This window comes from Streptomyces sp. ADI95-17 (assembly GCF_003846175.1).
Classification (GTDB): domain Bacteria; phylum Actinomycetota; class Actinomycetes; order Streptomycetales; family Streptomycetaceae; genus Streptomyces; species Streptomyces sanglieri.
In genome coordinates, this window is the sequence record NZ_ML123046.1 from 984,069 (window position 1) to 1,004,971 (window position 20,903).

The following is a 20,903-nucleotide window of genomic DNA, read 5'->3' on the forward strand; positions in this document are numbered from 1 at the left end:
CGCCTACCGCTGTGATCCGGGGCCGCAGGGAGGTGCTCCACAGCGGCGGCCACATCGGTGCGGCGGGCGACCTCCGTGAGCGCGCGGGCCATGACGGAGCCCGGCTCCCGGGCGTTGGTCACCAGCCCGACCCGGACCGTCCGCGCGGGCTCGGTCATCGGCACCGCCCGCATGCCGTACGGCACCCCGAAGACATGGAGCCAGGTGTGCGGCACGATGCTGGCCCACCGGCCCGTCCTGACGTGCGCGAAGAGCGCCGCCACGGAATCCGTCTCGACCCGGGGCGACGGCCGCACCCCGGCCTCGGCGAACAGCTCGTCCAGCACCCGGCGCCCCTGCATGGCCCCGGTCAGCAGACAGAGCGGCAGCCGCGACGCCTCCGCCCAGGTCGCCGTCGTCCGGTGGGCGAGCCCGTCGGCGGCATCGGTCGGCAGCACGTACCGCTCCTCGTACAGCGGGACCGACCGGAAGGCGTCGGAAAGCCCCTTGTGCAGGTAGGTGACCCCGGCGTCGATCTCGAAGTTCTGCAACTGCCGGAGGATCTCCTCCGACCGCAGGTCCGCCATGACCTCCACGGTGACCAGCGGATGAGCCGCACAGAACGGGCCGGTCAGCTGGGCGACGGCGCCGGACGAGGTCGGCACCGAGCCGATCCGCAGCCGGCCGCTCAGCCCGGTTCGCAGCGCGCCGACCTCGCTGCGGAGCGCGTCACGGTCGGCGAGGATCCGCTGCGCCCACACCACGATGCGCTCACCCTCGGGCGTGAGGCCCTCGTTCTTGCGGCCGCGACGGACCAGCGGTACGTCCAGCTCCTCCTCGAACTTGCGGATAGCTTCCGAGAGCGCGGGCTGGGACACGTAGCAGGCCTGGGCGGCACGGGCGAAATGACGCTCCCGGGAGAGGGCCACCAGATACTCGAGTTGACGGAACAGCACCCCATGGGCGTACCGGACCGCCCGGCGGAGCGCCAATCGACGCCTCGGCGGGGGCGGACGGCGGCACGACGGCCGCCGGGGCCCGTCCGGAGCGCTCCGGTACCGTCTCGGCATGACTTTCTACGTTCACGCGCAGGACAAGCCGGGAGTCGCCGACCAGCTGATGGAGTTCTCCGAGGAGCACTGGTCCTACATGGACCGGTTCGACGACCGGCTGATACTCCGCGGCCCCACCCTGTCCGACGACGGAGAAGAGCACACGGGCAGTGTGCACGTCGTCGACCTCGCAGACCGCGCCGCCGCGGAGCGGTTCGCGACCGAGGAGCCGTTCTGGAGGGCCGGCCTCTACCAGGAGTTCACGGCCGATCCGGTGGTGGTGCTGCTGCGCCGCGAGCCGGCGGCGGATGCCCCGTACACACTCGTCACCGCCCGGTGGGCCCCGCGCCCCCGCATCCCGGGCGACGCCGAGCAGTGGCTGCCGGGCGCGGAGCCGGACGGCCGACTGAGCTTCGTGGCCGTCCTGGTCGACGACGACCAGGAGAGCACCACGGGCGTGGCCGCGGCCGTGCGGGCGCTCCCGGACGAGGCGCGGAGCCTGGTCCAGCCATTGGCGGACCGGCTCGCCGGCGGCCCCACGCCGCTCACGGCCCGGCGCTGGCAGCGCGGCGGACGCAACTGAGGGTCCGCGGCGAAGGCGGAACCTGCTCGCGGTGTTCAACGTTCCTTCCGTGTCGCCCAGGCAGAAGGAAGCAGAAGGGAAGAGGCTTCATGGCCATACCCGCGGTCGTCGCGGGCCAGGTGAGTTCGGCCCGGCTCCACGGTGAGCCGGCGCCCGGTGCCGCCCGCCCCGTGCTCCTCGGCCACACGGCCGCCCGCGCCGCGTGCCGGCCAGCAGGCCGCCTCACCCGCACCCGGCGGGAGGCCCGTCGGTGATGCGTGTCGCCGTGGTCGGCTCCGGTGTGCTGGGAGCGGCGGTGGCGGACGAGCTCGTTCGCCGCGGTCTGTCCGTCGTGGTCTGCACGGCGGAGGAGTCCCGGCCGCCGGTGACGGATGTGGCGTTCGGCTGGCTCAACTCGCACGGATCGGCGGCCGAGCCGCCGTCGGGCGCGCGCGACCGGGACGAGCTCGCGCGGTCGCTCGGCGCGCTGCGCGACGCGACGGCGACACCGCCGTTGCGCGGCGTCATCACCTGGAACGGCGCCGTGAGCTGGGCATCGACCGCAGCCGCGACGGCTCGGTTCGCCGAGCGGTCGGGTCCCGGCCTCGCGACCGTCGAGCCGGAGGATCTGCGACAGATCCTTCCCGGCCTGCGGGTACCGCCACCGGTCGTCGCGTACGCGAGTGACGAGGGCATGGTCGAGCCGGACGCCCTGCGACACGGGTTCCTCGCCCGCGCGCGGGCCGGCGGGGCCACCGTCGTCGCCGTCCGGGTGGATCGCGTCCGGGCCCGGCGGGCAGGCGGCTACGAGCTGCGGGGCACCGGAGAGGCACTTGTCGTCGACCGGATCGTGCTCGCCTGCGGGACGGGCCTGCCCGCCCTCGCGGAGCAGCTCGGCGAGGACATCGAAGTGCCCGGTGTCCCGGCCGCGCGCTTCACCTTCTCCGCGCCGGAACTACGCCTGGACCGGGTGGTGTCCACACCGGATTTCGAGATCCGGCCGTCCGCCCGGCACGGCTTCGTCGGAGCTGAGGACGTGGTCCCCGGCGAGACGGAGACGGCGACCCGGGCGCGGGTGGGTGAGTCCCTGGGCGCGGTGAGGGAGGCGTTCGGGCTGCCGCGGGAACCGGTGCTGGGAGACGTGACCGTAGGGCTCCGCCCGATACCGCCGGGCGACGGCGTGCTCTGCGTACCACTGGCGAGTGCTCCGGGGGTTCTCGCCCTGGCCGCGCATCCCGGGGTGACGCTGTCGGCCTCGCTGGCGCTGCGTGCGGCCGAACAACTCATGGGACCGCAGTAGCAGTTCGCCACTCCGGGAGGATGCTGCCCGGTGGCGGGGCTTCAGCTCACCGGCTGGGCCTGGCGGCCGCCGCCGGGTACGACCGGCTGGCCGTGCACCGTCGCCCCGTCGTCGAACTGCTCGTCCTCGGCGACGAGTTGCTGGAGACCGGCCTGCCCCGGGACAGCCGGGTGCGCGACGCGCTCGGCCCGCTCCTGTACCCGTGGCTGCGCGGCTGCGGCGCGGATGTGACCGGACGCCGCCCGGTGTCGGACGACTTCGGACTGCTGCGGGCTGCCGTACGCGACTCCCGTGCCGATGTCGTCGTCACCACCGGCAGCACCGCCGCCGGACCGGTGGACTTCCTGCACGACGTCCTTCGCGAGGCGGGCGCCCGGCTGCTGGTCGACTCCGTCGCCGTACGCCCCGGCCACCCCATGCTGCTTGCCGAACTGCCACCGACCACCGACGGCCGGAGCCGCCGACTGGTCGGCCTGCCCGGCAACCCCCTGGCCGCCGTGGCCGGAGCGGTGACCCTGGCCGCACCGCTGCTGCGACGCCTCGGCGGACACCCGGACCCGGACCCGGAGCCGCTGCGCACGGTCGCCGCCGAGGCACTGCCCGGGCATCCACGGGACACCCGGCTGCTGCCGGTGCGCCGCACGGGGCACCGGGTGGCGCCGCTCCCGTTCGACGGACCGGCGATGCTGCGCGGGCTGGCCTGCGCCGACGGCCTCGCGGTGGTCCCGCCCGGCGGGGTGATCGCCGGAACCCACGTCGAGGTCGTGGAAGCCGCCGGACCGTGACCGCACACCCAGGAACCACCACCGTCCACCCGAGGAAGCGAGCAAACACAGCCATGGAAACACCTCCTTACCTTGTTGGCGGGTTGATTCCGGTCCTTCGTACGATCGGGAGACCCAGGGGCCTGGGTGTGGCTGAAAGCGCTCATGCCGAACGTGTGGCTTTGACTGATAGGCCGCCCAGTGCCCCGCGACGACACGGCCACTCATTGGGATGAGCGAACAAAGATCGCTTCGTAAGGACACGTCGGCGTGGTCGTCTGCAGGGCCATCAACCGATCGACGAGGGAGGCTCGGGTGCCCGAGCTCTGGGCGGGGACGGATGCCGGCAAGGCCGCGCATCACTGCACGGTGATCGACACGGACGGGACGAAGGTGCTCTCGCGCCGAGTACCGAACAACGAGGCTGAGCTGCTGGAGCTGATAGGCGACGTCCTCGCACTGGCTGAGGATGAGCCGGTGACTTGGGCCGTTGACCTGAACGCGGGCGGAGCCGCCCTGCTGATCGCATTGCTCACCAGTCATGGCCAACGGCTTCTCTATATCCCTGGCCGCACCGTTCACCACGCCTCCCGCAGCTACCGAGGCGACGGCAAGACCGATGCCAAGGACGCCTACGTCATCGCCGACCAGGCACGGATGCGCCGTGACCTGCAGCCTTTGCAGGACTGGGACGAGATTGCGGTGGACCTGAAGATCCTCACCGCTCGCCGCTATGACCTGGCAGCCGACCGCACCCGGGCCATCAACCGACTGCGGGCCCAGCTGCTGGAGTACTTCCCCGCTCTGGAGAGGGCGTTCGACTACGCCGCATCCAAGGGTGCCCTCGTCCTGCTGACCGGCTACCAGACGCCGGCGGCCCTGCGCCGGATCGGTACGAACCGGCTGTCGTGCTGGTTGAAGAACCGCAAGGTGCGTGGCACCCAGGCCCTGGCGGACGCAGCCGTCGCCGCGGCACAGGCCCAGCACACAGCTGTCGTCGGGGAGACCACAGCTGCAGCTGTGGTCCGCACCCTGGCCAAGGCCGTGCTGGCGCTGGACGAGGAGATCACCGGCATCGACCTGCAGATCGCGGCCCGCTTCCGTGAACATCGCGACGCGGAAGTGATCGTCAGCATGCCCGGAATGGGCCCGTTGCTGGGGGCGGAGTTCATCGCCTGCACCGGCGGGGACATGGACGCCTTCGGCAGTGCGGGGCGCCTCGCCGGAGTCGCCGGTCTCGCACCGGTCCCACGGGACTCAGGCCGGATCAGCGGCAACATGCGTCGACCACACCGCTACCACCGCCGGCTCTTGCGTGTGTTCTACCTCTCCGCCCAGATCGCCGCGCGCTTCTGCCCCACGTCCAAGGCCTTCTACGACCGCAAGCGAGCCGAGGGCAAGAGCCACAAACAGGCGATCCTCGCCCTCGCCCGCCGACGCCTCGACGTGCTGTGGGCCCTCATACGCGATCAGCGAACTTTTGAAGCCCAGCCACCTCAGCGCGGTCTCGCCGTGGGCTGATCCCTGTTGTCTTGGGAGGTCACGTGCTGCCTGCTGCCGCGGTGCGTCTCAGTTCCTGATGAGAGGCTCGTAAGGGCAACCCTCCGGCGTGAAGATGAGGACGAAGTTCTCTCCCACCCGAACAGCCGCCTTCCGCAAGCGAGCCAGGACGTCTGCTTGGTCCGGAAGGTCGAGGCCGAGGGCTGCGGCGGCACGCTCTCTTCGGGCCACGAGGTCCGGCATGTCCTCCAGGTACTCGGCCGCGAGTTCGCGACTCTCCTCGTCTGTGAACGCTTGGCAGTCGCGCCACCACGGGGCGACCAGCAGCAGCCGCAGGAGCTCGGGCAGGCCGATCGCAACCAGAGCCGCACCTCCTTCGGAGTCGGCATAAAGGATTGGACGTTCCTCGCCGCCTTCACCGCAGAAGAAGTACGTGCCCCCAGCGCCGTCGCCGGCGAAACCCTCGAGCGCGGCGCCCGAGGCTAGGTGGACTTCCTCGACATGGTCGCCTCGGTCCAGGTCGAAGTCACCCGGCCAAGCGAGAAAACGGGCAGCTTCGTCCTGTTCGCGGACGGCAGAGATCAACGAGTCCATGGGCCGCACCTTACGGCTCGCTGGTTGACAAGAATCATTGGGAATCCTTGCCGGGCAGGCTAAGCAGCCCGACAGGCCCCCGCCACTCGGGGCGCGTCCACGGAGCGCCGCCGGGCTGCACCGCGGTGCCCGCGCGGATAGCGTGGGACGCACCCCGCCCGCCCCGTTCACCGAGGGCGGCATCCCGGCAGGGCACGGTGATCCACCGAGCCATCAAGGTGGTCACCCTTGACGTCCATGAACCGTCTGCCGGCCTTCTCCGCCGTCCCCCGGCTCATCGCCTCGGTGGTCGCCGGGGCGGTGATCGGTGCGGTCACCGGCGTACTGGCCAACGGGCCGCTGGGCATCCTCGCCGGGATCGCGGCGGCGGAGACGATCTTCGTCGTGGCGGGCTGGATCGCGCTGTGGCCCATGGACGCGGACACCACCCACCGCAACGTCCGGCGCGAGGAGTTCCGCCCCGTCCTCGAAGAGCTGGTCGTCGTGGCGGCCGCCGTGTGCGGGCTGCTCGGCATCGTGGTGATGCTGCTGGTCGGCCACTCGGACCTGGGCCACGCCGCGGCCGCGACGGCACTGTGCGGCGTGTTCATGGCCTGGGCGTCGCTCCACCTCATGTACGCCACCCGCTACGCGTACCTCTACTACCTCCCCTCCGAGGGCGGGATCGACTTCAACTCGCAGGACCGGCCGAAGTACGTCGACTTCCTCTACTTCAGCTACAACCTCGGGATGACCTACCAGGTCTCCGACACCGACGTCTCCAGTTCCACGATCCGTGCGATCGCCCTCCGGCACTGCCTGCTGTCCTACGTGTTCGGCGCCAGCATCCTGGCCACCACGATCAACCTCGTCACCGGAATCGTCACCGGCTGACCCCTCACGGCTTCGCGGGGGCGAAGGACAGCATGCGGGCCTCGTGCTCGCTGTCGGAGCCGTTCACGCCCGACGGAGTGATGACGATCCGGCCGTTCACGTACGCCAGGTTCCCGGCGAACATCCTGGACTCCGTGGACCGGGCCGGTGCCGGGTGGCGCATCACCGTCCTCTCCGTGTCCGCGCCGCCCTTGCCGATGCGCAGGACGCCGCCCGGCCGGGTCGTCGAGGCCGCCTCGTAGACGAACGCGGACGTGCCGCCCGCCCCGCGCAGGGGATAGAGGCTGCTGTCCGCGGACTTCACACCCCAGAGGAGCTTCCCCGTGCCCAGGTCGTAGCCGCCGACCCGGTCGGTGCCTCCCAGGAAGACGGTGTTCCTGCCGACGGCGGTCCCGGCGCAGGACTGGAGGTGGGTGTCCGAACTGTCCTTGTCGGAACAGAACTTGAACCCCTTCGGCCTGGCGTCGATGGTCGTACGGACTCTTCCTCCGGCCCCCAGGGAGACGACCCGCCAGTTGTCGGTGCGGTCCTCGTTGTGGAAGGTGGTGAGGACGACCGGGTCGGCGGAGAGCACCTTGCCGACCTTCCAGCCCGTCCGGGTCCGGTACCGCCAGCGAACCTTGCCGGTGCGCGGATCGATCTCCCGGACCTGGCTGTAGCTCCGGGCACCGTCGACGCTGATCGCGCAGTCGGAGCTCACCAGGAGACGACTGCCGCCCGCCACCCGGTCGGGGTAGCACTTCGCGGAGGTCTCCATGGGAATGTCGTAGAGCTTGCTCCCGTCCTCGACCCGGTACGCGGCGGCCCGCATGCTCTGGACGATCGCGAGAGTGCCGCCGCTGATGGCGCTGTGCACGATGATCGTGTCGTCCATGGCCCCGGTCTCGGTGAGCACCTTGTGCCAGCCGGCCCTTCCGGTCCGCAGATCGATCATCTGGAGTTGGTTGCACCGGTTGCCGCTCCGGGCGTTGCTGCTCTTGTGGACCACGACGACCTTGCCGTCAGGGGTCGGGTCGGCCGGGGTCTCGCAGACCGGTGCGGGCAAGGACACGCTCCACGCCTCGGCCCCGTCGGACAGCCGGTAGGCGGTGACCTTCTTGTGCATGGCCTGGACGACGGTGTCGCCGACGATCCACAGGTCGTAGAGCTTGATATTGCGTCCGGGCAGATCGGTCCGGTCGTCGACGATCCACCCGGTCGCGTCCTCCGGCTTGCGCCCCGCGTTGATCTCCTCCGTCGTCGGTATCCGCTTCCACTTGGGTGTGGGGGTCGGGGAGGGCCGGGGAGCGGTCCGTGTCGCGGAGGGGCCGGGGGACTTCTCCGCCACGGGGGCGGCGGTGCTGTCCTGCCGGCCGCCGCGCACGACGTACACCACCGTGCCCGTCACCAGGAGCAGCAGCACGACGACCGTCGCGATCACCGGCCCCCTGCCGAAGCGCCCGCGAGACGGTGGCCCCGGCGGGTTGGGTCCCCCCGAGGCGTACGGGTTGTCCGGAACCGGCTGTTGCGGTGGGTGTGGCCGGTACCAGGGCTGGGGCTGGCGTGACATCGGGCTTCCCTTCCTGACGCGCTCCCGCGCGCTCTCCGCGTTCCCCCCGCAGCAAACGTCGCGACCGGTACTCGCGATTGGCCATCGCGGTCGGTCGTCGCGGTCGACGGAGCCCTCGGGTGTGGACGACCGGCGGGTTTCCCGATGATCCGCAGTCATTCAGCCATAGTTACCGCGCCGTAGTCACGTGACCGGGGGATTTGGGACGAGTTCACCTCATGGCCTCCACGCGTCCCTTCCGGCACGTGACACGAACGCGCCGCCATGAGGACGGGCCGGCCCCGCGCTGGGAAAGGGCCGGAAGGCGGCCATGGACAGGAAACGCAGCGGAATGACACCCATGCACCGCCACAACGCCCCGAGGCGCCTGAGTAGTTGGCCGGTACGCCCGTCACCACCACGGCCCGCACCACGCCGGCCACCCGGACCGACGCACCGCCCACGGGACCGGCGGCGCTTCAGGCCTGCCCGGGCAATGCCATGGTCGTCCGGATGCTCCGTCCGGCAGGCCACCCCCGGGCCCAGGAGCCGCTCCCGTACGCCGCCACGGCCAGGTGTTCCGACCTGGGAGGCTGTGGACGGGTGGTGTCGCGCGCGCCGCTCCGGACGAACTGGTCTAGGCGCTCGCGTCGCCCACCGACAGCACGACAGCGGTCGTACGTCCCCCGGGTGCGTCATACGTGACGGTCTCGCCGGCGCGACGGCCGAGCAGCGCGCTGCCGAGCGGGCTGTCGGCGGTGACCAGCGTCAGGTCCAGTGCCTCGGGGAACTCGCTGATCCGGATGGTCGTCTCCGTGGCGTCCGCGAACCGCACCGTCACCGTGCTGCCCACGCCGACCTTGTCGGTCGAGGGCGGCCCCGCGGCATCCGCCTCGCGGAGCCGGCCGTCGATCTCGGCGATACGGGTGTCCAGATGGTCGAGATCCGTGCCGCGCTGCAACTCGTCGGCCTCGTCCGCCCGGTCGCCCACCTGCTCCCCGCCGCGCAGCGTGGCGGCGACGGTGGCGCGTTCGGTGCGCAGGTCGGCGAGCTCCTGTTCCAGGGCCCTGCGAGCGGCAGTGCTCATGGGTTCGGGTCCACCGTTCATTCCTGCTCCCGTCGCGTGGGCTCCACGGTCCAGCGCCGCAGGCTCGCCATCAGAGACATTCGTAAGATATCAGGCATATCGGCACGTCGTGGTGGTGAGTCCGGCGCTGTGGAGGTGGGCCGGGAGCCGCCCGCCGCTCACCCGATACGGCGGTGTTCGCCTCTGGGCGAGGGACGGATACCGGACAGCCCGTAGACTCCCGCGAATGGCGAAGTACTTCGACGTGCACCCCGAGAATCCTCAGCGGCGCACCATCAGCAGCGTTGCCGACAGCATCCGGTCCGGGGCGCTCGTCGCGTATCCGACGGACTCCTGCTACGCACTGGGATGCCAACTCGGCAGCCGTGACGGCATCGGCCGGATCCGCTCGATCCGGAACCTCGACGACCGTCACCACTTCACGCTCGTCTGCCAGAACTTCGCCCAGCTGGGTCAGTTCGTGCAGGTCGACAACGATGTGTTCCGTGCGATCAAGGCGGCGACGCCCGGCAGCTACACCTTCATCCTCCCCGCGACGAAAGAGGTGCCGCGCCAGCTGCTGCACCCGAAGAAGAAGACGGTCGGCGTCCGGATCCCCGACCATGTGGTCACCCAGGCGCTGCTCGCCGAACTCGGGGAACCGCTCCTGTCCAGCACCCTGCTGCTGCCCGACGAGGACGAGCCGATGACACAGGGCTGGGAGATCAAGGAACGGCTCGACCATGTGGTGGACGCCGTGCTCGACTCGGGCGACTGCGGCACCGAGCCGACCACGGTCATCGACTTCTCCAGCGGCGAACCCGAGATCGTCCGCCGGGGCGCCGGTGACGTCACGCGGTTCGAGTAGCCGCGTCCGCCGTACACCGCACCGGCTCCGCGGACGCCTCGTCGTAGCGCTTCAGCACCAGGCGTGCCACGTCGGGGTGCGCACCGAGCGGCGCCGAGACGAAGCAGCCCCCGGCCTCCTCCCCGCGCCGGTGGAAAGTCCACGGGGCCGGGGGAGATACTGGGAGGAATCGCACGATTGGAGGGCGTCATGATCGTCCTCGGTGTCATTCTGCTGGTCATCGGCCTGGTCGCCGGAATCTCGATCCTGTGGACCATCGGTGTCGTGCTCGTCGTGATCGGGGCCATCCTGTGGATCCTCGGCGCCGCCGGGCACGCGGTCGGCGGCCGACGACACTACTGGTAGCGCCGCCGCTCCGGCCGTCACAGCCCCGGGAACCGGCGCATGCGGATCTCGCAGTAGCCGCGCAGGCCGTCGACCAGGGCGCGGATGGCGGGGCGGGCGTAATGGGAGGCGTCCCACCCCGCGTACAGGGGGACCGTCAGAGGGCCGTCCGGGGTGTGCACGATCAACTCGGACAGGCCGAAGCGGGCGTCGTCGGTGACCAGACAGACTCCGCGCCCCGCCGCGGCGAGCGCCTGCGCGAAGGGCGAGGACCCGGTCTCCGACACGGCGGCGAATCCCAGCCCCGCCCGGCTGACCGCCTCGTCCACGACCAGCCGCGCCACGTTGGCACGGGTCATCAGGATCAGCGGTTCGGTGACCAGCTCGGCCAGATCGATCGTGGCCCGCCCGGCCCAGGGGTGCCCGGCGGGAACCTGGGCGATGACGGGCGTACGGCCCAGGAACGCGGATTCCAGCGGGGCCGGGGCGGGACCGGTGGAGATGCCGAGGTCGGCGTCGCTGCGCGCCAGCGTGTCGAAGACCCGGCTGGGGTCCTCCTGGATGGCGTCGCGCAGCGTGGGCCCCGCGCTGCCGCCGCCGGCCATGAAGGGGGCCAGGAGGTAGGCGACGGTGGACGGGGCGGTGACCACCGTGAGCGCCGCCTGCTCGCCCTGCCCCACGGCGGACATCGTCTCGGCGGCCTGCTCGGCCCGGCGCACCAGGTCCTGGGCGATGGGACGGAAGCGGCGGCCGGCCGCGTTCAGGGTCAGCGAGCCCGGGCGGCGGGTGAACAGGGAAACCCCCAAGTCCTTCTCCAGGGCGCTCAGCTGGCGTGACAGGGAGGGCTGGGCGATATGCACCTGGCGGGCCGCGGCGGTGACCGAATCGGCCTCCGCGACGGCGAGGAAGTAACGCAGCACCCGCAGTTCCATGGCCGCCTCCCGAAGCCTCGACATCTTCCATGCCTTGAAGGTATGGGAATCGTAGCAATCAAGTATTAGACGCTATGGGTGATCGAATCCCAGACTGTGGCTGTCCAGCTCACCGTCCCGGCTCCTTCGCCCAAGGGCTCCCCACCGTCCGGTCCTCCCGCACCGTCCGGCCCCTCGCCGAAGGCTCCGCGCCCGCCGGAGGCCCACCCATGAATGTCCGACTTCCCGACGCCGCCGAAGCGCGGGGCACCCGTGCTTCGAGCCAGGCCCGCCGAGCGGGTCTCGCCTCGTTCGTCGGCACCACCATCGAGTGGTACGACTTCTACATCTACGGAACGGCGTCCGCGCTCGTCTTCGGAAAGCTGTTCTTCCCCGACGTGTCGCCCGCCGCCGGGGTGCTCGCCTCCTTCGCGACGTTCTGGGTCGGCTTCCTCGCCCGCCCCATCGGCGGGATCGTCTTCGGGCACCTGGGCGACCGCATGGGCCGCAAGGGCACCCTGGTCACCACGCTGCTCATGATGGGCGCCGCCACCTTCCTGGTCGGAGTGCTCCCCACCCACGCGCAGAACGGCGTCGCAGCACCCTTCCTGCTGGCGCTGCTGCGCGCCGTCCAGGGCATCGCGGTGGGCGGCGAATGGGGCGGCGCGGTTCTGATGGCGTCCGAGAGCGCCCCCAAGGGCCGGGGCTCCCGCTTCGCGATGCTGGTCCAGCAGGGCTCCCCGGCCGGGGCGATCCTGGCCACCCTGGTCTTCCTCACGGCCGGCACCCTGGACGACGCCGCCTTCGCCTCATGGGGCTGGCGCGTGCCGTTCCTGCTGTCCGGGCTGCTCGTCGTGGTCGGACTGGTGATCCGTCTGAAGGTCGAGGAGTCGGAGGACTTCGAGCGGGTCAAGGAGAGCGGCGACGTGGTGAAGCTCCCGATCGCCGAGGTGCTGCGCACCGACTGGCGCACCGTCCTGCTGGGCATCGGCGCCTCGATCATGGGCATCTCCGCCGCGTACTTCACCAACACCTTCGTGCTCTCCTGGACCACGAACGAGCTGCACATGAACCGGCAGACGATGCTGTACGTCCTGCTCGCGCTCTCCGTGGTGCAGTTCCTGTGGCAGCCGCTGGCCGCGCTGATCTCCGAGCGGGTCGGCGAGGCCCGGTTCATGGTGTGCTCGCTGCTCGCCAATGTCGTCGTCGCCGTCCCGATGTTCCTGCTGATCAACACGGCGCGCCCGGTCCTGGTGTTCTGCGGCATCGCGCTCGCCATGATCAGCGGCTCGGGGTACTACGCCGTCCTGGCTGGATTCCTCGCCCGGGCCTTCCCCTCCCGGGTCCGCTACACCGGCATCTCGCTCTCGTACCAGCTGTGCTCGACCCTCATCGGCGGCACGACCCCGCTGGTGGCCCAGGCACTGCTGACATCCGGCGGCGGCTCGATCTGGCCCGTGGTCGCGTTCTACGCGGCCCTGCTGCTGGTCACCACGGCGTGCGTCGCCGTGCTCGCCCGCTTCATGGACCGGCGCACACCGAGCGCGCCGCCCGTCCCGGCGACCGCCTGACGACACCCGTCCCGTCACCGCCCCATCCCCCCGTAACACCCAAGGAGTTGACCCCGTGCGCCTCGACGCCGTGTTCCACAACGGACGATTCGCCACCCTCGACCCGGACCGCCCCGAGGCCCACACCATCGGCGTACTGGGCGGCCGGATCGCGGCTCTCGACGAGGAGCTGGCGGGGTGCACCGCCGACACCGTCGTCGACCTCGGCGGAGCGCACGCCGTGCCCGGCTTCAACGACGCCCACCACCACCTCAGCCTGGTCGGCAAGGGGCGGCGCGAGCTCGACGTCTCGTACACCGCGGCGCCCACCCTCGACGCGCTGTACCGGGCCGTGGCCGAGCGGGCCGCGACGCTGCCCGCCGACGCCTGGGTGCTGGGCGCGGGCTACGACCAGAACAAGACCGGCGCCCATCCGACCGCCGAAGCGCTCGACCGGGCCGCCGGGGGCCGTCCGGTCTGGCTGGTGCACACCTCGCACCACATGGCCGTCGCCGGCACGGCGGCGTTCGCGCGGGCCGGCTTCACCGACCTCGCCGCGGTGCCCGACGTCCCCGGCGGTCATGTCGTGCGGGACGCGTCCGGGCGGGCGGAGGGACTGCTCCAGGAGACCGCGATGCAACTGGTCGAGCGGGTGCTGCGGCCGGAGCCCGCCGAGGAGTGGACCGCCAACATCGCCGAGGGAGCACGGGCCGCCCTCGCGGTCGGACTCACCAGCGTGACCGAGCCGGGCATCGGCGTTGTCGACGGCATCGGCAACGGCCCCGCCGACCTCGATGCCTACCTGCGGGTCCGGGAGAGCGGCCGGCTCGGCGTCCGGATGACGCTCATGCCGTACATCACCGCACTGCACGACTGCGGCGTCTTCGAGCCGGACACCACCTGGTACGGCCTCGACCTCGGTCTGCGCACCGGCTTCGGCGACGAGTGGCTGCGCATCGGACCGACGAAGATGATGTCCGACGGCTCGCTGATCGGCCGCTCCGCGGCGATGTGCTGCGACTACCACGACACCCCCGGCAACAGCGGTCTGCTCCAGCACGAGCCCGAGCAGATCCGCCGCTACATCGTCGAGGCGCACCGCTGCGGCTGGCAGATCGCCACACACGCCATCGGGGACGCCGCACTGGACGTCGTCCTCGACGCGTACGAGGAGGCGCAGCGGCTGCGTCCGCGCGCCGATGTGCGCCACCGGGTCGAGCACGCCGCGGTGACCAGCGATGCCCAGGTCGCCCGGATCGCGGCGCTCGGCCTGATCCCGGTGCCGCAGGGCCGGTTCCTCTCGGAGATCGGTGACGGCCTCCTGGCGGCGCTGGGCCCCGAACGGTCCCGGCTGGCCTACCGGATGCGGTCGTTCCTCGACGCGGGGCTGGTGCTGCCCGGCTCGTCGGACGCCCCCGTGGTCGCCTCGGACCCGCTGCTGAGCATCCACGACATGGTGAACCGGACGACCGCCTCGGGCGCGCCGATCGGTCCGCACGAGGCGGTGACGGCGCGGGAGGCGCTGACCGCGTACACGATCGGCTCGGCCCACGCCGTCCACGAGGAGCACATCAAGGGGACCCTCGCCCGGGGCATGCTCGCCGACTTCGCGGTGCTCAGCGACGATCTGCTGGGCGTCGCCCCGGAACGCATCACGCAGCTGACGGTGGGGGCGACCGTGGTCGGCGGGCGGGTCGCCCACGACACCGGAGCGCTCAAGGTCTCCTGAGCGCACGCCCCGCAGCGGGAGCGGAGTCCGGCGGCGCCGGTTCCGCACGGTGCCGGTCCCGCCGCGACACGGTGCCGGTCCCGCCGGACTCAGGCCCGGAAGGCCGCGGCGAACACGGCCGGCATCCGTGCCCAGGACGGCCGCTGCGCCAGCCGGGTCAGCCGACGGCCGGTCAGGGCGGCGCTGCGCGCGGTGACGAACCACGGCGGCTTCGGGAACAGCGTCGGCTCGCCTCCCACGACCGACCTCGGGAAGGGGCGGAACGGTCCCCGGACGACGGTGCGCTCCGGCGCGTCGATCAGCAGGGCGTTGTGCACCACCCCGATCCCGCTCTGGGCATCGGCGACGGTGTGGCCGGGGAAGGCGCCCCAGGGCGCCGTCGCGGTGAGGAATCCGAGCGCCGTCCAGGCGTTCACGGCGACCGTTCCGTACCGCAGCTCCGCCACCGCACGGTCCAGTGCCCCGCCCAGGCGCTTCGAGGTGACCGGGTCGATCACGATGTTCGCCCCGAGGGTGCCGAAGAGGTCCCGGTTGGCGTGTTCGACGGCCCGGTCGAGGAACTCGGCGCCCGCGCCGGGCAGGGTGAGCACACCGAGCACGGGGGCGAAGTACTCGGTCGTCCCCACCTCCGCCGCGCTGTCGTCGCCGCCGAACTCGATCAGCAGCCGCGAGCCCTCCGGGCCCTGCCACTCGGCACCGGGATGGCTGCGGGCAGCGTCGGCCAGCCGGTCCGCGCTGCCCGGATACCAGGCGGGCCGGGCCGGGGCCGTCCGCAGGGCGTCCCGCAGATGCCCGAGGAAGGCCTCGCGCTGCGGCCAGTCGCCACTGACCACGACCACCTGCGAGGCGATGCAGTTGTGACCGCTGTTGTGCAGCCGCTGGGTCGCGATGTGCTCGGCCTGGTAGCGCAGATCGGCGGCGCTCCAGGTGCCCGGGACCACGATCACCGGGGAGACGCCGCCGAGTTCGCTGGTCATCGGCTTGCCGAGCAGCGGGGTGCCGGCGGCCTTGCGGGCCCGGCCCTCCTCACCCGGACCGAAGGCGACGACGTCATGGGTGGCGAGACTGCCGGTGATGTGGACGTGCGCGACGTCCGGATGGTGGGCGAGCCGGCCGCCCACGTCGCCGCCGCCGGTCACGATGCGCAGCACACCGTGGTCGACGAGCGGGGCGAGCGCGCGCCGGTAGACCGGTTCGAGATCGCCCATCACCGGATTGAGCTTCAGCACGACGACCCGGTTGTGCGCGACCAGTTCGTACAGCACGTCGAGCGGCGCGATGGAGGTGATGTTGCCGGCGCCGAGCACCAGACCGATGCCCGTGGTGCGCTCGGGGTGCAGCGCGCCGAGACCCGCCCGGCGCCGCACGGTGTCCGCGTCGACCCGGGGCGGCATCCACACCTCGGCGCTGAAGCCATTCATGAGCAGCCGGTCCCGCACGGTGAGCGGAAGGACCGGTACGGTCACCCGGCCGCCCGGCGCCCGCCCGAACTTCGCGCCGTCCAGCGGGCCGTGGCCCGAAGCGATCGCCCGGAGCGTGCGGGCGAGCGCGTCCAGGGAGGTCAGCAGCGCGTACGGGCCGGAGAGCCACTCCTCGCCGACGAGCGGCGAGTCGTCCGGCAGCAGCTTGATCCGACTCGCGACCCGTACCCAGTTCTCCGCCTCGGCCGAAACCGTGGCATGGACCCGGGTCAGCAGGGCGCCCCGGTCGGCCAGGGACGTCGCCGCCCAACGCCTCTCACCCTCCGCGAGTTCGGCCAGCAGCGTGTCGAGTGCGGGCGCCTCCCCGGGCGCCTCCCCGGGCGCCTCCCCGGGCGTCGTACCGGTGCTGCCTTCGGGTGCTGCGGCAGTCATGGTGCTCTCCCTCGATCGCGACCGCACGGACGGGATCCGTGTTGCGGAGTTGGTTCGTTGCACAAGGTCTCTCCGGACAACACCAAGATGACGGACATCCAGGCGCCCCACCATGGGCGGGCACCGCGAGATCCGCCGAACCACACTGTGCCACCGCACAATTCGAACGACGGGCGGGCGGGTACGGTTACGGCATGCGCGACACCACGGGCTGCGGCCCCGTCTTCGCCGAGATCCTCGCCTCCGTCGGTGAACTCACCGATGTGACCGTCCGGAAGATCGCCGCGGACGAGTCCTGCTACACCGAGAGCCCGCTCCCTCCCGCCCTGCTCCGCGACCTCGTGCACGCCAACATCGAGGCCCTCCTGCGCAAGGAGACCGGCGGCCGGGACGTCTGCGAGGAGACGGCCCGGCGGGCCGGGCGGATCAAGGCCGAGCACGGCGTCCCGCTCCCGGCGCTGCTGCACGCCTTCCGGCTCGGCGGCATGGAGATCTGGGAGTGGGCGATCGCCCGCGCCACGACCGGCGAACAGGCCGACGCGCTGCTGCGCCGCTCCACACACTTCTGGGCCGTGCTGGACCGCTGCTCCACGGCCGCCACCGAGGCCTACCGCGAGGTCGCCGACGACCGGGAACGCCAGGAGCAGGTGGCACGAAGGGTCACACTGCTCCGCGTCTTCGACGGATCCGACGACGTCCGGTTCGGCAGCGCCGCGGGTGTCCAACGGGCCCTGGGACTGCCGGAACGGGCTTCGTTCCACGTCGTGGCCGGCGAACTGGGACGCAACGGCGAGGACCCGCTCCCCGGGGTCGCCGCCCGGCTGGCCGACGCCGACGTGGCGTCCGTGTGGACCACCGAGCTGGGCGAGCGGCTGGGCCTGGTCGCCCCGGCCGGCGAGGCCGGGACCGCCGTGGTGCTCAGGACCGTGCGGCAGGCGGCGACCGGCCGGGTGGGCGTGAGCCGGCCGTTCGGCACGCTCGCCGCCGCGCCGGAAGCGGTACGCCAGGCACGGATAGCCCTGGAGTGCGTGGCCCCGGCGGGGGCCGGCGTCCACCGCTACGGCAGCGCCCCGATCGACGCCCTGGTCGCCGCCCACGCCGAGTCCGCCGCCGAGCTGGGCGCGAACGTGCTCGGTCCGCTGCTGTCCGGTGAGGGCGGTGACGGGGCCCTGCTCGACACCCTGGACGCGTGGTTCGCCGCGGACGGCTCGACCGCCGGGGCTGCACGCCGGCTGCACTGCCACCGCAACACGGTGCTGTACCGGATCGCCCGCATCACGGAGCTGACCGGCCGCGCTCCGACCCGTCCGGTCGACGCCGCCGAGCTCTACGTCGCCCTGCGGGCGCACCGGCTGTCCGGCGAAGCCGGGTAGCCCCCGGCGCGCCGATCAAGCGTGGCGGCGGCGCCGTCACCGCTCCCGCCGCTGCGCCGCGCGCCGCAACAGGCCGAGGAACTGCTCCCGTTCCCCCGGCGAGAACGGCGACAGCATCTCCTCGTTCACCGCCACGACCGCGGGCGCGAGCCCGACAGCCAGTTCCCGGCCGCTACCGGTGATGCGCACCAGCTTGCGGCGCCGGTCCTTCTCGTCCTGGGCCAGCTCCACCAGCCCGCGCCGGCGCAGTCGGTCCAGGAGCGGGGCGGTGGTCGACTTGTCGAGATGGGCCAGCGAGCCGAGCGTGCCCTGATCCATGTCGCCATGGGTGTGCAGCAGGGTCAGGACAGTGAATTGAGGGCCCGTCAGGTCCTGGTCCACCCGCTCGTACCAGAGCCGGGTGTGCGCCTGGTTCAGCTGCCGGGCCAGTGGGCCGACTCCGCTGATGGCGTCGGGCCGAACGCCCGGGTCCTCGTTCTCCTGCGACATCGCCCGCTGCCTCCGCCGAGTTGATTATGACGTACACGTACTTTACCGTGAGGGTCAGTAGGGCGTGTACGGAATAACTGTGCGTGACGTCCGTGAACGGAAGGACGGTGCGATGAAGCTCGTGGTCGCCATGACAGGTGCCACCGGCGCGCCCATCGGGGTGCGCCTGCTGGAGGCGTTGAAGGAACTGGACGTCGAGACGCATCTGGTCGTCAGCCGCTGGGCGCGGACCACGCTGGCGCAGGAGACGACGTACTCGCTGCGCGAGGTGGCGGCGCTCGCGTCGGTGTGCCACAGCCCGGACGACCAGGGCGCCGCCATCTCCAGCGGATCGTTCCGGACCGACGGCATGGTGGTCGTGCCGTGCAGCATGAAGACGCTGGCCTCCATCCGCACCGGCCAGGGGGAGGGGCTGATCGGCCGGGCCGCGGACGTGGTGCTCAAGGAGCGGCGCCGGCTCGTCCTGGTGGCCCGGGAGACCCCGCTGTCGGCCGTGCATCTGGAGAACATGCTGGACCTGACGCGGATGGGCGCGGTGATCATGCCGCCGGTCCCGGCGTTCTACAACCGGCCCCGCGGCATCGACGACATCGTCGAGCACATCGTGGCCCGCGTCCTCGACCAGTTCGACCTCGAACTCTCCACCGCCCGGCGGTGGCAGGGGCTCGGAGCGGCTGCCGCGGATCGCCTGGCCCACCGCGCCCGGCACGCACCGAACGGCGAACCCCGCCACTCCGCCCGGCCCGTGGAGCGGCCGGAACACCCCACCGCACTCTGAGAAAGGCCCTGTCATGACCCAACGAGGCAGCGCGCTCAACTTCCGTGACTTCGTCGAGAATCTGCTCGCCACGGGCGACGCCGTCGACATCCGCGAACCGGTCAGCCCCCTGCTGGAGGCCGCGGCCATCACCCGGCGCGTCTACGAGACGAACAGCCCCGCCCCGCTGTTCAGCAATCTGACCGGCACCGAGGCGGGCTTCCGCATACTCGGCGCGCCGGCCGGCCTGAGCGGCACCGGCGGCAACATCCACGGCAGGCTCGCGGCTCACTGCGGCCTCCCCGCCGGCACCGCCCCGCGCGAGCTGCTGGAGCACCTCATCGCCGCCATGCACGCCGAACCCGTCGCCCCGCGTGTGGTGGAGACCGGCCCCTGCAAGGAGAACGTCCTCACCGGAGACGATGTCGACCTGGAGCGCTTCCCCGTTCCGCTGCTGCACGAGCACGACGGCGGCCGCTACCTCGGGACCTACGGCTACCACGTGGTGCGTACCCCCGACGGACGGTGGACCAGCTGGTCGATCAGCCGCACCATGCTGCACGGGCGCACCACCCTGGTCGGCCCGGCCATGGCCCAGCAGCACCTCGGCATGATCCACGCCATGTGGCGCGACCGGGGCCTGCCCACACCGTGGGCCATGGTGCTCGGTGCCCCGCCCGCCGCCCTGGCCGCCGCGGGCATGCCACTGCCCGCCGAGGTGAACGAGGACGGCTACGTCGGGGCTCTCGCGGGCAGTCCGGTCGAGGTGGTCCGCACCGAACTGCACGACCTGCACGTCCCGGCCAACTCCGAGATAGTCCTGGAGGGCTGGATCAGCCCGGACGAGACCGCTCCCGAGGGACCGATGGGGGAGTACCACGGGTACGCCTTCGCCGAGAGCAAGCCTCAGCCCGTCTTCCACGTCGAAGCGATGACCTTCCGCGACGACCCCATCCTGCCGATCTGCGTGGCGGGCCTGCCCCCGGAGGAGAACCACACCATCTGGGGCACCATGATCTCCGCCGTCAGCCTGGACCTGCTGCGTGCCAGTGGTCTGCCCGTCGACCTGGCCTGGTGCTCCTACGAAGCAGCGACCTGCTGGATCGTCGTGTCCATCGACATCCGGCGGCTGGCGCGGAGCGGGATGAACGAGAAGGAACTGGCCGACGCGGTGGCCGAGGTCCTGTTCGGCTCCCACACCGGATGGCTGGTGCCCAAGGTCCTGCTGGTGGCGGACGACATCGACATCACCGATATCGACCAGGTGGTGTGGGCCATGGCGACCCGCCACCACCCCGGCACCGGCACCTACTGCTATCCGCAGGCCCCGGGCATCCCGATGGTCCCCTACCTCACCCCCGAGGAGGTACGGACCGGCCACGGCGGCAAGTCCGTCACCAGCTGCCTGCTGCCCGAGCAGTTCGAGGGCGTCACCAAGGGCGTCACGGCATCCTTCCGGCACTCGTTCCCCGACCGCGTCCGCAGCCGGGTGGAGGAGAACTGGACCGCCTACGGCTTCGCCGAAGGGGCGCTCCCGCCCTGCTGAGCGCCGTGCCCGCGTATGTACCACCGATCCGTCCCCGACCGACCGGGCCCGCGTTTCGGGATGCCGTTCCCGGCGAGTGATCGCCCCGCCCTTCGTCGGCCCCGGCCCGCCCCATGCTCCTGGGTTCCGTCGCCGGAGTGCTCTGTGCCCGCTACGACCGGGTCCGGCTGCTCATGATCGCCTGCCTGTGGGCGCCGGGCGCGGTCGTCGTGGTGGCGGTGCCGCTGACGCTCGCGGTCCGGGTGCCCCGACCGCTCGGGTGCGGCGTGCGGCTGCCGTGGCGCG

The 20,903-nt window shown here is 71.7% G+C and carries 18 protein-coding genes and 2 pseudogenes; 13 read left to right on the forward strand and 7 right to left on the reverse strand.

Annotated features, from left to right (window positions below):
• Positions 1–14: 14 nt before the first annotated feature.
• A pseudogene (locus tag EES42_RS18170) lies at positions 15–935 on the reverse strand (LysR family transcriptional regulator); the annotation flags it as partial.
• Between the two features lie 112 nt (positions 936–1,047).
• Here EES42_RS18170 and EES42_RS18175 point away from each other — a divergent pair.
• The 5 genes and pseudogenes from EES42_RS18175 (at position 1,048) to EES42_RS18190 (ending at position 5,178) form a co-directional block, all read left to right on the forward strand.
• Positions 1,048–1,614, forward strand: a complete 567-nt coding sequence (locus EES42_RS18175) for a YciI family protein (RefSeq protein ID WP_124719231.1) — start codon at positions 1,048–1,050, stop codon at positions 1,612–1,614.
• A gap of 89 nt (positions 1,615–1,703) precedes the next feature.
• A complete protein-coding gene (locus EES42_RS44755; protein ID WP_164495261.1) occupies positions 1,704–1,868 on the forward strand; it encodes a hypothetical protein in 165 nt (54 codons plus the stop codon).
• Positions 1,868–2,893, forward strand: a complete 1,026-nt coding sequence (locus EES42_RS18180; RefSeq protein WP_124719232.1) for an NAD(P)/FAD-dependent oxidoreductase — start codon at positions 1,868–1,870, stop codon at positions 2,891–2,893. The genes EES42_RS44755 and EES42_RS18180 overlap by 1 nt, the downstream gene beginning before the upstream one ends.
• 53 nt (positions 2,894–2,946) lie before the next feature.
• A pseudogene (locus EES42_RS18185) lies at positions 2,947–3,678 on the forward strand (molybdopterin-binding protein); the annotation flags it as partial.
• A gap of 294 nt (positions 3,679–3,972) precedes the next feature.
• Positions 3,973–5,178: an IS110 family RNA-guided transposase gene (locus tag EES42_RS18190; RefSeq protein WP_124719233.1), complete on the forward strand. Its 1,206-nt coding sequence runs from the start codon at positions 3,973–3,975 to the stop codon at positions 5,176–5,178.
• Between the two features lie 48 nt (positions 5,179–5,226).
• On the opposite strand, the gene EES42_RS18195 is transcribed toward EES42_RS18190, so the two are convergent.
• A complete protein-coding gene (locus EES42_RS18195; protein WP_124719234.1) occupies positions 5,227–5,751 on the reverse strand; it encodes a hypothetical protein in 525 nt (174 codons plus the stop codon).
• Between the two features lie 237 nt (positions 5,752–5,988).
• Between EES42_RS18195 and EES42_RS18200 the strand changes: the two genes are divergently transcribed.
• Positions 5,989–6,624 carry a DUF1345 domain-containing protein gene (locus EES42_RS18200; RefSeq protein WP_124719235.1) on the forward strand — a complete coding sequence of 212 codons (636 nt, stop codon included), beginning with the start codon at positions 5,989–5,991 and terminating at the stop codon, positions 6,622–6,624.
• A 4-nt stretch (positions 6,625–6,628) separates the two neighbouring features.
• On the opposite strand, the gene EES42_RS18205 is transcribed toward EES42_RS18200, so the two are convergent.
• Positions 6,629–8,044 carry an outer membrane protein assembly factor BamB family protein gene (locus EES42_RS18205; RefSeq protein WP_346775397.1) on the reverse strand — a complete coding sequence of 472 codons (1,416 nt, stop codon included), beginning with the start codon at positions 8,042–8,044 and terminating at the stop codon, positions 6,629–6,631.
• 745 nt (positions 8,045–8,789) lie between these two features.
• On the reverse strand, positions 8,790–9,260 hold the full coding sequence (locus tag EES42_RS18210; protein WP_124719237.1) for a GreA/GreB family elongation factor: 471 nt from the start codon (positions 9,258–9,260) through the stop codon (positions 8,790–8,792).
• Positions 9,261–9,465: 205 nt separating this feature from the next.
• On the opposite strand from EES42_RS18210, the gene EES42_RS18215 reads away from it, so the two are divergent.
• On the forward strand, positions 9,466–10,086 hold the full coding sequence (locus EES42_RS18215; RefSeq protein ID WP_124719238.1) for an L-threonylcarbamoyladenylate synthase: 621 nt from the start codon (positions 9,466–9,468) through the stop codon (positions 10,084–10,086).
• A gap of 189 nt (positions 10,087–10,275) precedes the next feature.
• On the forward strand, positions 10,276–10,431 hold the full coding sequence (locus tag EES42_RS44760) for a DUF6131 family protein (protein WP_164495262.1): 156 nt from the start codon (positions 10,276–10,278) through the stop codon (positions 10,429–10,431).
• A gap of 17 nt (positions 10,432–10,448) precedes the next feature.
• Here EES42_RS44760 and EES42_RS18220 read toward each other — a convergent pair whose 3' ends face one another.
• Complete coding sequence (locus EES42_RS18220; RefSeq protein ID WP_241196441.1) at positions 10,449–11,366, reverse strand: LysR family transcriptional regulator; 918 nt, start codon at positions 11,364–11,366, stop codon at positions 10,449–10,451.
• A 185-nt stretch (positions 11,367–11,551) separates the two neighbouring features.
• Here EES42_RS18220 and EES42_RS18225 point away from each other — a divergent pair, with 185 nt between their 5' ends.
• Together EES42_RS18225 and EES42_RS18230 are read left to right on the forward strand one after the other, a co-directional pair.
• A complete protein-coding gene (locus EES42_RS18225; protein WP_124719239.1) occupies positions 11,552–12,892 on the forward strand; it encodes an MFS transporter in 1,341 nt (446 codons plus the stop codon).
• Between the two features lie 55 nt (positions 12,893–12,947).
• Positions 12,948–14,600: an amidohydrolase gene (locus tag EES42_RS18230; protein ID WP_124719240.1), complete on the forward strand. Its 1,653-nt coding sequence runs from the start codon at positions 12,948–12,950 to the stop codon at positions 14,598–14,600.
• A gap of 89 nt (positions 14,601–14,689) precedes the next feature.
• On the opposite strand, the gene EES42_RS18235 is transcribed toward EES42_RS18230, so the two are convergent.
• Positions 14,690–16,453 carry an aldehyde dehydrogenase family protein gene (locus EES42_RS18235; RefSeq protein WP_124719241.1) on the reverse strand — a complete coding sequence of 588 codons (1,764 nt, stop codon included), beginning with the start codon at positions 16,451–16,453 and terminating at the stop codon, positions 14,690–14,692.
• 194 nt (positions 16,454–16,647) lie between these two features.
• Between EES42_RS18235 and EES42_RS18240 the strand changes: the two genes are divergently transcribed.
• Positions 16,648–17,826, forward strand: a complete 1,179-nt coding sequence (locus EES42_RS18240) for a PucR family transcriptional regulator (protein ID WP_124719242.1) — start codon at positions 16,648–16,650, stop codon at positions 17,824–17,826.
• Positions 17,827–17,862: 36 nt separating this feature from the next.
• Here the strand turns inward: EES42_RS18240 and EES42_RS18245 are convergent, their stop codons facing one another.
• Positions 17,863–18,315, reverse strand: coding sequence for a MarR family winged helix-turn-helix transcriptional regulator (locus tag EES42_RS18245; RefSeq protein WP_124719243.1), 453 nt, complete (start codon positions 18,313–18,315; stop codon positions 17,863–17,865).
• Positions 18,316–18,427: 112 nt separating this feature from the next.
• Between EES42_RS18245 and EES42_RS18250 the strand changes: the two genes are divergently transcribed.
• Together EES42_RS18250 and EES42_RS18255 are read left to right on the forward strand one after the other, a co-directional pair.
• Positions 18,428–19,093, forward strand: coding sequence for a non-oxidative hydroxyarylic acid decarboxylases subunit B (locus EES42_RS18250; protein WP_124719244.1), 666 nt, complete (start codon positions 18,428–18,430; stop codon positions 19,091–19,093).
• A 13-nt stretch (positions 19,094–19,106) separates the two neighbouring features.
• Positions 19,107–20,618 carry a UbiD family decarboxylase gene (locus EES42_RS18255; RefSeq protein ID WP_124719245.1) on the forward strand — a complete coding sequence of 504 codons (1,512 nt, stop codon included), beginning with the start codon at positions 19,107–19,109 and terminating at the stop codon, positions 20,616–20,618.
• The last annotated feature ends 285 nt before the right edge of the window (positions 20,619–20,903 follow it).